Origin of the sequence: Pseudomonas edaphica, from assembly GCF_005863185.1 — a bacterium.
Taxonomy (GTDB): Bacteria; Pseudomonadota; Gammaproteobacteria; order Pseudomonadales; family Pseudomonadaceae; genus Aquipseudomonas; species Aquipseudomonas edaphica.
In genome coordinates, this window is record NZ_VBVZ01000145.1 from 1 (window position 1) to 12,182 (window position 12,182).

The window sequence follows — 12,182 nt, forward strand, 5'->3', positions numbered from 1 at the left end:
CCCCTACCCGCGTATTGAGGGATCGAGAGATGTCAGTCGCTACCAGCCGTATCGAAGACGCACCACCGGTGGAAACGCTCTACCACTTCGAAGAAACCCCACTGCTGGCCCGCCAGCGTCAGCAGGAATCCAATGCCCGCAGCTACCCTCGGCGTATCCCGCTGGCGCTCAAGCGGGCCAAGGGCATCTACGTGGAAGACGTCGAAGGTCGCAGCTTCATCGACTGCCTGGCCGGTGCAGGCACCTTGGCGCTCGGTCACAACCACCCGGTGGTGATCGCAGCCATCCAGCAGGTGCTGAGTGACGAGCTGCCACTGCATACGCTCGACCTCACTACGCCGGTCAAGGACCAGTTCGTCCAGGACCTGTTCGGCCTGCTGCCGGCAAAGCTTGCGCAAGAAGCGAAAATTCAGTTTTGCGGCCCCACCGGCACTGACGCGGTGGAAGCCGCGCTGAAGCTGGTGCGCACTGCCACGGGTCGCAGCACGGTGCTGTCGTTCCAGGGCGGTTACCACGGCATGAGCCAGGGCGCGCTGAGCCTGATGGGCAGCCTGGGGCCGAAAAAACCCTTGGGCGCTCTGCTGGGTAATGGCGTGCAATTCTTGCCGTACCCCTATGACTATCGCTGCCCCTTCGGGCTGGGCGGCGCAGAAGGCGTGCGGGTCAACCTGCATTACCTGGAAAACCTGCTCAACGACCCGGAAGCCGGCGTGCTGTTGCCGGCGGCGGTGATTGTCGAGGTGGTGCAGGGCGAGGGCGGTGTGATCCCGGCCGATCTCGACTGGTTGCGCGGCCTGCGACGCATCACCGAGCAGGCCGGTGTGGCCTTGATCGTGGATGAAATCCAGAGCGGTTTCGGTCGTACCGGCAAGATGTTTGCCTTTGAACACGCCGGCATCATCCCGGACGTGGTGGTGATGTCCAAGGCCATCGGCGGCAGCTTGCCGCTGGCGGTGGTGGTGTATCGCGACTGGCTCGACACCTGGCTGCCGGGTGCCCATGCCGGGACTTTCCGGGGTAACCAGATGGCGATGGCGGCAGGCTCGGCGGTGATGCGCTACCTCAAGGAACACGACCTGGCCGGCCACGCTGCAGCCATGGGCGAGCGCCTGGCTGAGCACCTGCGCATCCTGCAGCGCGACTTCCCGCACCTGGGCGATATTCGTGGGCGTGGGCTGATGCTGGGCGTTGAGCTGGTCGACCCCAATGGCATGCCCGATATCCAGGGCCACCCGCCGGTGCATCGCCAACTGGCGCCACTGGTGCAACGCGAATGCCTCAAGCGTGGCCTGATCCTGGAATTGGGCGGCCGGCACGGCAGCGTGGTGCGTTTCCTGCCGCCGCTGGTGATCACCGCCGCGGAAGTCGACCGCGTGGCCGAGATCTTCGGGCGCGCCTTGGCGGCAGCCGTCGCCAGCCTCTAATTTTTAGCGGGCCTGGTACGTTTCTACAGATATCAGTGCTGCGCGTGGTGCGCAGCCAGTTTTTTAGCGATGGAGAACAGCAATGACCTCAGTATTTGACCGCGACGACATCCTGTTTCAGGTAGTGGTCAACCACGAAGAACAGTATTCCATCTGGCCCGACTACAAAGTGGTGCCCGAAGGCTGGCGCACCGTGGGCAAGAGCGGCCTGAAGAAAGAATGCCTGGCTTACATTGAGGAAGTCTGGACTGACATGCGCCCGTTGAGCCTGCGTCAGAAGATGGATGGCGCTGCGCTGGCTGGCTGATGCGTCGGAGCACTGTGAGCGGGCTTTCTGTTGCGAGGGAGCAAGCTCGCTCGCCACAGAAAGCGCTTCGCTACTGCTTTGTGTTGGTATACAGATAATCCGTCGCCAACGACGCCAGCGTCCGCACCCCCACCACCAACGCCGACTCATCCACAAAGAACCCCGGATTATGGTTCGGCGCCGCTTTGCTCATGTCCTGATCCCTCGGCGTCACCCCCAGAAACACAAACAACCCCGGCGCTTCCTTGGCGTAAAACGAGAAGTCCTCGGCGCCACCCACCAGTGGGCCTTGCACCACATCATCCTTGGCTGCCCAACGCAGGCTTGGCAGCATTTTTTCGGTGAGTGCCGGGTTGTTGATGGTCGGGTCGTATTTTTCGATGATCGTGACTTCGGCCTTGGCGCCACCGCTTTCGGCGATTTTCTCCACCGTCTGGCGCACGTCCGCGTGCAGTTTCTGGCGAATACCGTAGTCGTAGGAACGGATGGTGCCGCTCATGTCCACCGACTCGGGGATGATGTTGTAGCGGGTGCCGCCGTTGATGGTGCCGATGCTCACCACCGACGGAAACGACGAGATGTCGGTGCGCCGACTCACCACGGTCTGCAAACCGACAATGGTCTGCGCGCCGACGGTGATCGGGTCGATGCCGTCCCACGGGCGGCCGGCGTGGGTCTGTTTGCCGAGGATCTTGATGCGCAGGTCATCGGAGCTGGCCAGGGTCGGGCCAGGCCGATAGGCGATCTGCCCGGCAGGCACACCGGCCCAGACATGCAGGCCGAACACCGCGTCCGGCTTGGGCGCTTTCATCACACCTTCCTGCACCATCATTTTCGCGCCCCAGGTGTTTTTGCCGTCGGGGATAAAGTCGCTCGGGCCTTCTTCGGCCGGCTGGAAATAAAACACCACGGTGCCAGGCAGGCGCTCACGCATGCCGCTGAGGATTTTTGCGGTGCTCAGCAAAATGGCGGTGTGAGCATCGTGGCCGCAGGCGTGCATCACGTCGACTTCCTTGCCCAGGTAACTGCCTTTGGCTTTGGAGGCGAAGGGCAGGTCGGCGACTTCCTTGACCGGCAGCGCATCCATGTCGGCACGCAGGGCCACGGTCGGGCCGGGCAGCGCGCCTTTCAAGATGGCGACCACGCCGGTGCGGGCCACGCCGGTTTTGACGTCAAGGCCCAGGTCGCGCAGTTGTTTGGCGACCAGTTCGGCGGTGCGGGTTTCGGTATTGCCCAACTCGGGGTGGGCGTGAATATCGCGGCGGGTTTGCAGCAACGCCGGTTCGAGGATTTTGGCCTGGGCGGCGATTTCTTCCCGGGCACTCTCCAGGTCATTGCCCTGGCCACTGCTGGCGGCAATCACCGCGCTGCTGGCGAGCCCGCACAGCATGCCGAAAACCCATTGGTGTGTCAGACCGTTTAAACGCGTACAGACCTCTCCTTGTTTATTGTTGTTGATCTTTCTCCTGCACCGTACCGGCGGTCACCACCTGCACGCTCAAGCGCGGTGTTGCCAGGTCCAGCCCGGCTTCATCCAGATGACGCTTGAGTGACAGGTTGAACGCCCGCGACACTTCCCACTGCTTGATCGGTGCAGTCTTGAAGCGCGCACGCAGGATCGCGCTGCCGGACTCAAAGCTTTCCACACCTTGAATCTCCAGCGGCGACCAGATGTTGCGGCGTTGCAGCGGGTCGTTGCGCATTTTCTGGCCGACATCGCGCATCAGCTTGATGGCGTCGTCGATCTCCATGTTGAAGGGGATCGCCACCCGGAAGATCGCGTAGCCGAACTCCCGCGAGTAGTTCTTGATGCTCTTGATTTCACTGAACGGGATGGTGTGCACGATGCCGTCGATGTCGCGCAGGCGCACGGTGCGGATGGTCAGGCCTTCGACAGTGCCGAGGTGGCCGCCGACATCCACGTAGTCATCAATCGCCAGGGAGTCTTCGATGATGATGAACAGGCCGGTGATCAAGTCCGCGACCAGCGACTGTGCGCCAAAACCGATGGCGATACCGATCACACCGGCACCGGCCAGCAGCGGCGTGACGTTCATGCCCATGTTCGCCAGGGCGACGATGGCGGCGATGATAAAAATGGTCACGAACAGCACGTTGCGGATCAGCGGCATCATGGTCTGCGCACGCGCATTGGCCAGGCCTTTGCGCGAGCGGGTGAGGGCATGGTGGATCGCGGTGTCGCTGAGGATCCAGATCAGCCAGGCAAACAGCAGCGTGCCGCCCAGGCCGAACAGCTTGACGCTGACTTCATGGCCGTCACCTTCGGTGAAGCGAATCATCGACAGGCCCCACACGCGCAGGCCCAGCTCGATGAACACCAGCCACACCACCAGATGGGCCAGGGTGTAGACGAAGCTTTTCAGGCGCTCGGAGTACAGCGCGTGGCGCTTGTGCCCACGTTGCGGCTTGAGCGCATGGCGGCGCACCAGCCCGTTGATTACCATGCACAACACCAGCAATACCGTGCACAGCAGCGACTGGCGCAGCGCGGTGCTGGTGTCGCCGGCCGACAGGAAGGTGGCGAACAGCGAGATGCCCACCAGCAACAACGCCGGGATGTACCAGAAGGAGCCGATGATCGAGAGCGTGTCGGTGAGGGCACGGCGTGTAAGGCGGCGCGACAGCGGTTGGTTGCGGATCAGGTGCGCGATCGGGCGGCGGAAGCGCAGGATAAACACGCCGGTGGACAGGGCTGCCATCACATTGGCGACGGTCGCGGCGGTGTGGGCCAGATGTTGGCCAAGCGCCGCAACCAGCCTTGGGTCGCTCAAGGCTTCACCGAAGGCGGCAAAACTGCCGATCCACCACAGCGGACGGAAGGCCTGGTGGCGCAGGATATACAAGGCCCGGTGACGGTGTGGGCCGTCGAGAACCGAGAAGGCAATCACGCAGATCGCCGAGAAACACGTGCCGATCACCAGCGCATAGGCCAGCACCATCGCCAGGGATTTGCCCAGGGACGAAGGCAGTGCATAGCTGAGGTAAACCGTGATGATCAACGCAATCAGCCACGGCCCCAGTTTACGCAGGGCGAAGCGCACCATGTCCCAGGTACGCGGGTGTTGCGGCAGTTCTTCGGGCAGGCCGAAACGTTCTCGCACACGGTGGCTGAGCCAGATCAGCGCGGCGGCCAGCAGGCTCCACACTGCCAGGATCACGGCAAAACCGAAAATGATCGGCAGCCATTCGGTGGCCGGCAGCATCAGCGCCGTGAGTTCTTCCTTGGCCAGGTCGATCTCGTTGGACCAGCGCCCCAACGGGCTGTCGGCCCCGGAAAACTGGGCTTCAAGCTCGGCCAGGGTGCTGCCGATCAAGCCGAGCACGCCTTGTTCGGCAGCGGGCTGGGCTTTTTGCGTGGCTTCGCGCAGCTTCTTCAGGTCGCTCAGCAGTTGGGTGCGCTGCTGGTCGTTTTCCAGGGTCTTGATCACCTCGTCCAGCGACTGGTCCAGCGGCACATCGGCCTGAGGCTGGGTCTTGTTGGTGCTGCCCAGCAGGCCGGGCAGGCTCACGGCTTGCGCTGGCGCAAGGGGCAGCAGCGTGAGCAGGGCGATCAGAAAATAGCAGGGCAGGGCAAAGAGACGGGAAAGCACGAGGCGGTCAACCTTGAAAACGACGAATTGACCGAGTGTACGAGGCCGCTATGCCCAATGCGAGTGCATTTGTTATTCCGCCAGTTTGGCAAGGATCTTGTAAACCACAGTGCCGAGGATCAACAGCATACCGACCCACATACCAAACACACCCACCGGCTTGTCGCGAAAGTTGAAGCCGGTCGCGAGCAGGATCATGCCGATGATGATGGGAATGAGCATGGCGTGGAACGAAGACATGGAGATCATGGGGCGACGGCCTTGTCGGAGTGGGAATACTGACAAGTCTAGGTCGGATTATGCAAAGTGGTGTTGATGTGAATCAGATAGTGTTGGCTGTGAGTGAAACAGCCATCGCGGGCAAGCCCACACCACACATTGGAATACATTCCCTGTGGGAGCTGGCTTGCCTGCGATGGCCGCGCCTCGGTCTCAGGGCAAATCGCGACTCGCATAAAACGCGCCCAACACCTTCACCAGGTGCGCCAGATCATGGCTGCCACACAGCTCACGAATCGAGTGCATGGCAAACGTCGGCAAGCCGATATCCACGGTGCGCACGCCCAGGTGACTGGCGGTGATCGGGCCGATGGTCGAGCCGCAGCCCATGTCGCTGCGCACTACAAAGCTCTGCACCGGCACTTCCTGGGCCATGCACAGGTGGCGGAAGAACCCGGCGGTTTCGCTGTTGGTGGCGTAGCGCTGGTTGCTGTTGACCTTGATCACCGGGCCGGCGTTGAGTTTGGGGCCGTGGTTGGCGTCGTGTTTCTCGGCGTAGTTAGGGTGCACGCCGTGGGCATTGTCTGCCGAGACCAACAGTGATTTCTGAATGGTGCGTACGAATTCCTCACCTTCCGGTAGAAGACGGCGCAGGGTCTGTTCCAGCATCGGGCCATCCGCGCCGCAGGCCGAACAGGAGCCGACTTCTTCGTGGTCGTTGCACACCAGCACGCAGGTTTCGTCGTTTTCGCTGGTGAGCAAGGCTTGCAGGCCGGCGTAGCACGACAGCAGGTTGTCCAGGCGCGCACCGGCGATGAAATCGCCATTGAGGCCGATCACCGCAGCGCTTTGCGTGTCGTAGAAACTCAGCTCGTAGTCGAGCACCACATCGGCGTTCAGGCCGTGTTCGCGGGCGAGTTGCTCAGTGAGCACGGCGCGGAAGTCCACCCGCTCGTCACCGGCAAACTGCGCAAGGATCGGCGGCAGCTCGGTCTGTGCATTGATCGCCCAGCCCTGGTTGGCTTCACGGTTCAGGTGAATAGCCAGGTTGGGGATGATGGCAATCGGCAACTTGAAGTCGATCAGTTGGCTCTCGACCTTGCCGTCGCGGCGGAAGGTCACGCGGCCGGCCAGCGACAGGTCGCGGTCGAACCACGGCGCCAGCAGCGCGCCGCCGTAGACTTCCACGCCCAACTGCCAGAAGCCCTGGCGTTGCAGCTCCGGCTGGGGCTTGACCCGCAGGCAGGGGCTGTCGGTGTGGGCGCCGACCATACGGATGCCGTCTTGCAGCGGCGCATGCTTACCGAGCTTGAAGGCGATGATCGAGGAATCGTTACGGGTGACGTAATAGCGCCCGTTGGCCTCGGTGGCCCAGGTTTCGCGCTCGTCGAGACGCTGGTAACCGGCCGCTTCCAGGCGCTGGGCGAGGGCGGCAGTGGCATGAAAAGGAGTAGGGGAGGCCTTGAGGAAGTCGATCAGGCCTTGATTCAACGCTTCGCGCATAAATAGCTCCAGACAGCAATGCGCGGAGTTTACCGTATTGGCTCCACATTTGAAGTGAAGCTACTCGCTTGAAAACCCTGCAAGGCCAATGTGGGAGCTGGCTTGCCTGCGATAGCGGTGTGTAAGCCAATATATTTGGCACAGACAGATCGCTATCGCAGGCAAGCCAGCTCCCACATTTGACTGTGTTTTCAGTTTAGAAGGGGGCGGGGCACTCAAAGCGCAGCCGCTCGCCGCTTTGCGGGTGCGTAAAGCTCAACATGCTCGCATGCAGGCACAGGCGTGGCCAGGCGGCCAGGGCTTGTTCATGGGCGTACAAGCCATCACCGAGCAGCGGATGGCCGATCGACAGCATATGCACCCGCAACTGGTGCGAACGCCCGGTGATCGGCGTGAGTTCCACGCGGCACCAATCGCCACAACGCTCCAGCACTTTCCAGAAGGTCAGTGCGTTTTTGCCAAACTCATAGTCGACTACGTGGCGCGGCTTGGTCGGCGGGTCGTAGCGCAAAGGCAGGTCAATGCTGCCGCTGTCCAGCTCCGGCTGACCCCAGGCCAAGGCGGTGTAGGCTTTTTCGGTTTCGCGGTCATGAAACTGGCGCGACAGTTCGCGGTGACTGTCGGCGTCCCGCGCGAGCAGGATGATCCCCGAGGTTTCCCAGTCCAGGCGATGCACGATGCGGGCTTCGGGGTAGCCGTTTTCCTGCAGGCGGGTGATCAGGCAGTCTTTGTTGTCATCGGCGCGGCCAGGCACCGAGAGCAACAGGGTCGGCTTGTTCACCACCAGGACGGCGGCGTCCTGATGCAGGATATGAATAGTGGACAGCGGCATTAAACAGCCTCGTAACAAACGCCAACGGCGGCTCGGCCACCCGGTTCCCAAACGGGATCAAGGTGATCGAGCCGCCGTGGCGGCCGCCTTTTCGATTAACGATCAGGCAGGGTGATATTGAGTTCCAGAATCGAGCAGCTGCCGTCGTTTTCCAGGGCGACATGCACGTCATCGTTGCCGATATTGACGTACTTGCGGATCACCTCGACCAGTTCCTTCTGCAAGGCTGGCAGGTAGTCCGGGGTACTGCGTTGGCCGCGTTCGTGCGCCACGATGATCTGTAGACGCTCTTTCGCTACCGACGCGGTACTTGGCTTTTTGTTGGCGCGAAAGAAGTCGAGAAATTTCATTATTTAGTTGCCTCCAAAGATACGCTCGAAGAATCCCTTCTTCTTAACATCGAGGAAGCGATGTTCCACGGTCTTGCCCAGCAAGCGATCAACTGCATCGCTGTACGCCTGGCCGGCGTCGCTCTGGTCATCAAGAATCACCGGAACACCTTGGTTGGAAGCCTTGAGGACCGCCTGGGATTCGGGGATCACGCCCAGCAGGGTCACTGCGAGGATTTCCTTCACGTCTTCAACGCCGAGCATTTCGCCGTTGCTGACGCGCTCAGGGTTGTAACGGGTGAGCAGCAAGTGCTCCTTGATCGGGTCTTCACCTTTTTCGGCACGCTGGGACTTGCTGGCCAACAGGCCGAGCATGCGGTCCGAGTCACGTACCGAGGAGACTTCCGGGTTGGTGACGACGATGGCTTCATCGGCGAAGTACATCGCCAGGTGAGCACCGGTTTCGATACCGGCCGGTGAGTCGCACACCACGTATTCGAAGGTTTCTTTAAGCTCGGCCAGGACTTTGCCTACGCCTTCTTTGGTCAGCGCGTCTTTGTCACGGGTCTGGCTGGCGGCCAGCACGTACAGGTTCTCAAGGCGCTTGTCCTTGATCAGGGCCTGTTGCAGGTTGGCTTCGCCGTTCACCACGTTGACGAAGTCGTACACCACGCGGCGTTCGCAGCCCATGATCAGGTCGAGGTTACGCAAACCGACGTCGAAGTCGACGATGACTGTTTTGTGGCCGCGCAGAGCGAGGCCGGTACCGATAGCGGCGCTGGTGGTGGTCTTACCCACACCACCCTTGCCGGATGTAACCACGAGAATCTTGGCCAAGGTGTTTCACCCCTAAGGAAAAAGGACTTTTCAGCCCCTGAAAAACATCTCTTGGAACTCGCTGCAGGCGGACAGCCTTTGTAGGAAAAAGATGTGATTTCCGCAGGGAAACGCCAACTTCCAATTATTCCTACACAAGTCTTGCCGGTTTCGCTTTGCTATCAGAGTCTAGAGATGCTTGGAAAATGCGGCAGTATCCGTTAAAGACGGATGATGTTCAACACATCGCCCGACAGGCTGACCTGCACCCCGGCCCCCCACAGCGGATCACGGCGCAAATCTTCTGAAACCTTGTACTGGCCTGCGATGGACACTAGCTCAGCGCTCAACTGCTGGCAAAAAATCCGCGCCTTGGTATCGCCCTTGATGCCGGCGAGGGCACGTCCGCGCATGGGGCCGTATACATGGATGTTGCCATCGGCCAGAAGTTCCGCCCCGGGGCTAACCGAGGAGATCACCACCAGATCGCCACCCTGGGCGTAAATCTGCTGCCCGCCGCGTACGGGGGAGGTGATGATCTTTGTAGGCTTGACCGCAGGTTCCGGCGGTTTTTCCGGTTTTTTCTTCACTTCACCTTCCAGCGGTTCGAGCGGGCGCTCGCGGGCACCGGAGGGTGGCAATACGGGCAGTTCAATTGCGATGGCCGCGGCAATGTCTTCGATACGGCTGGCGCGTATGGCCAGGGTGCGCAAGCCGTGGGAGCGGCAGACGCGTATCAAGCCGGGCAAATCAATCGCGCCTTGGCCGGCCGGGAGTTTGTCCAGGGCCAGTACCAGCGGGGCATTGTTGAAGAAGTTCGGCGCCAGGGCGACCTTGGCGGCGAGCTGGCGGTCCAGGGCGTCGAGGTCGTTGCGGGCCAGTTCCAGCACGGTGATGGCGAGCATGCTGCCTTTCAGCTGGAACACGGGATCTTGGTCTAGCGGTTCGGTTTGGCTCATGGTCGGCAAAAGCGGCTTGTCACGAAAAGTGTCGAGACTTATAACGATAACAACCACGGGCCGCAAGCCGAGTCGAACGTTGTAGAATGCGCGGCCCTTGTCTTTACCGGAATCTGTAATGGATCGCCCGCGTTTTCGAGCTGTATTTTTTCACCCGCGCTTTTGGCTGTTATGGCTGGGACTCGGCCTGCTGTGGCTGATTACCCAGTTGCCCTACCGTGCATTGCTGACCATTGGTCGATTACTTGGTGCCGGCATGTACCGTGTGGCTGCTGATCGCCGCCGCATCGCCGCGCGCAACCTCGAGCTGTGCTTCCCGGAAAAATCCGCCAAGGAGCGTAAACGGCTGCTCAAGGAAAACTTCGCGTCCACCGGCATCGCCTTCTTCGAGATGGCCATGAGCTGGTGGTGGCCCAAATCGCGCCTGGCACGCCTGGCCCATGTCGAAGGGCTTGAGCATTTGAAGCAGGCGCATCTGGATGGCAAGGGTGTGATCCTGATGGCGTTGCACTTCACCACCCTGGAAATTGGCGCGGCCCTGCTCGGGCAGAAGCACACCATTGATGGCATGTACCGCGAGCACGGCAACCCGCTGTTCGACTTCATCCAGCGCCGTGGCCGTGAGCGGCACAACCTCGATTCCCTGGCGGTAGAGCGCGACGACGTGCGCGGCATGCTCAAGCTGCTGCGTTCGGGCCGCGCCATCTGGTATGCGCCGGATCAAGACTACGGCGCCAAGCAAAGCATTTTTGTTCCGCTGTTCGGCATCCAGGCCGCTACCGTGACCGCCACCAGCAAGTTTGCGCGGCTGGGCAAGGCGCTGGTGATGCCCTTCACCCAGGAGCGCCTGGCCGATGGCAGCGGTTATCGCCTGGTGATCCACCCGCCGCTGACCGACTTCCCCGGTGAGAGCGACGAGGTTGACTGCCTGCGCATCAACCAGTGGGTCGAAGCCTCGGTGCGCGAATGCCCCGAGCAGTACCTGTGGACGCACCGGCGCTTCAAGAGCCGCCCGCCCGGCGAGGCTAAGCTGTACGAACCGCGCCGCCGGTAACCGCTACTTTTCTTCCAGGGAGTGACGCAATGCGCCCAGCTGAACCGGTCACAGGCTTGATTCTTTCCGGTGGCGGGGCGCGAGCGGCGTATCAGGTGGGCGTACTGGCGGCGATTGCCGAGTTGCTGCCGCCGGGGGCGCCGAATCCTTTTCCGGTGATTGTCGGCACCTCCGCCGGCGCAATCAATGCGGTGAGCCTGGCCAGTGGCGCCACGGATTTCACTGCGGCCATCCAACGCCTTACCGCCTTTTGGCAGGGCTTTCGCAGCCATCTGGTGCTGCGCAGCGATTGGCCGGGCGTGGTGCTCCAGGCCAGCCGTTTCTTTATCCATAGCCTGTTGGGCCTGGGTGCCCAGGTGCCGGTGGCGTTGCTCAACAGTGCGCCGTTGCGCGACTTGCTCAACGACAAACTGCACCTGCACGGCATTGATGAGGCGATCCGCAACAAGCATCTGCATGCAGTCGCGGTCACGGCCTTTGGTTATGAGTCCGGGCAAGCGGTGACCTTCTATCAGGGCGGCGGCAAGATCGATGCCTGGCTGCGCCATCGGCGCATCGGTGTGCCGACCCAACTGACGGTTGAGCACTTGCTGGCCAGCTCCGCGATCCCCTTGCTGTTTGCGCCGGTCAAACTCGACCAGGAATATTTTGGTGACGGTGCCGTGCGCCAATCCGCGCCCATCAGCCCGGCCTTGCACCTGGGTGCCAGCCGGGTGCTGGTGGTGGGCGTGAGCGGCAACCCGCGTGGCAATGAACCTTCGGTGCAACGTACTTACACTGGCCAGGAGCCGACCTTGGCGCAGATTGGTGGGCATATGCTTAACAGCACGTTTATTGACAGCCTGGAAAGCGATATTGAGCTGTTGGAGCGTCTGAACCAATTCAGCCATGTTGCGCCTGGGCTGGCGCCGGTAGAGGTGCTGGTGATTGCGCCCAGCCAGCCGATCGATGAAATCGCGGCGCGGCATCGGCAGGAATTGCCGGCGGCGTTGCGTCTGTTCTTGCGCGGTCCGGGGGCGACCAAGACCAGTGGGGCGGGGGTGTTGAGTTACTTGTTGTTCGAGGCGGGGTATTGCAGCGAGTTGATTGAACTGGGCAGGAAAGACGCGCTGGCAAAACGTGAGGAGT

12 protein-coding genes are annotated in these 12,182 nt (G+C 61.5%); 4 read left to right on the top strand and 8 right to left on the bottom strand.

Features of this window, described 5'->3' with window-relative positions:
- The first annotated feature begins 29 nt into the window (after positions 1–29).
- Positions 30–1,424, top strand: a complete 1,395-nt coding sequence (locus FEM54_RS11900) for an aspartate aminotransferase family protein (protein ID WP_138451012.1) — start codon at positions 30–32, stop codon at positions 1,422–1,424.
- 82 nt (positions 1,425–1,506) lie between these two features.
- Positions 1,507–1,731, top strand: a complete 225-nt coding sequence (locus FEM54_RS11905; protein ID WP_017137860.1) for an MbtH family protein — start codon at positions 1,507–1,509, stop codon at positions 1,729–1,731.
- Positions 1,732–1,801: 70 nt separating this feature from the next.
- Here the strand turns inward: FEM54_RS11905 and FEM54_RS11910 are convergent, their stop codons facing one another.
- The 8 genes from FEM54_RS11910 to minC all read right to left on the bottom strand — a co-directional run bounded on the left by FEM54_RS11910 (position 1,802) and on the right by minC (position 10,000).
- Positions 1,802–3,121, bottom strand: a complete 1,320-nt coding sequence (locus tag FEM54_RS11910) for an amidohydrolase (protein ID WP_138451013.1) — start codon at positions 3,119–3,121, stop codon at positions 1,802–1,804.
- Between the two features lie 55 nt (positions 3,122–3,176).
- Complete coding sequence (locus tag FEM54_RS11915) at positions 3,177–5,342, bottom strand: mechanosensitive ion channel family protein (RefSeq protein ID WP_138451015.1); 2,166 nt, start codon at positions 5,340–5,342, stop codon at positions 3,177–3,179.
- A 72-nt stretch (positions 5,343–5,414) separates the two neighbouring features.
- The gene (locus FEM54_RS33990) at positions 5,415–5,591 is read right to left on the bottom strand and encodes a hypothetical protein (protein WP_017137858.1); all 177 of its coding nucleotides are present in this window, start codon (positions 5,589–5,591) and stop codon (positions 5,415–5,417) included.
- A 183-nt stretch (positions 5,592–5,774) separates the two neighbouring features.
- Positions 5,775–7,064 (bottom strand): M18 family aminopeptidase, encoded by a 1,290-nt coding sequence (locus FEM54_RS11920; protein WP_138451017.1) that lies wholly within the window; start codon positions 7,062–7,064, stop codon positions 5,775–5,777.
- 196 nt (positions 7,065–7,260) lie between these two features.
- Positions 7,261–7,896, bottom strand: coding sequence for a pseudouridine synthase (locus tag FEM54_RS11925; RefSeq protein ID WP_099487231.1), 636 nt, complete (start codon positions 7,894–7,896; stop codon positions 7,261–7,263).
- 95 nt (positions 7,897–7,991) lie between these two features.
- Entirely contained in the window at positions 7,992–8,246 is a 255-nt protein-coding gene (gene minE, locus FEM54_RS11930) for a cell division topological specificity factor MinE (RefSeq protein WP_003175252.1), read from the bottom strand.
- 3 nt (positions 8,247–8,249) lie between these two features.
- Positions 8,250–9,062 (bottom strand): septum site-determining protein MinD, encoded by an 813-nt coding sequence (gene minD, locus FEM54_RS11935; protein WP_003209098.1) that lies wholly within the window; start codon positions 9,060–9,062, stop codon positions 8,250–8,252.
- A 200-nt stretch (positions 9,063–9,262) separates the two neighbouring features.
- Complete coding sequence (gene minC / locus FEM54_RS11940) at positions 9,263–10,000, bottom strand: septum site-determining protein MinC (protein WP_138451019.1); 738 nt, start codon at positions 9,998–10,000, stop codon at positions 9,263–9,265.
- 118 nt (positions 10,001–10,118) lie between these two features.
- Here minC and FEM54_RS11945 point away from each other — a divergent pair, with 118 nt between their 5' ends.
- On the top strand, positions 10,119–11,054 hold the full coding sequence (locus FEM54_RS11945) for a lipid A biosynthesis lauroyl acyltransferase (RefSeq protein ID WP_017137854.1): 936 nt from the start codon (positions 10,119–10,121) through the stop codon (positions 11,052–11,054).
- 29 nt (positions 11,055–11,083) lie between these two features.
- Positions 11,084–12,182 (top strand): patatin-like phospholipase family protein (locus tag FEM54_RS11950; protein ID WP_138451021.1); only part of this gene is annotated, 1,099 nt, incomplete at its 3' end.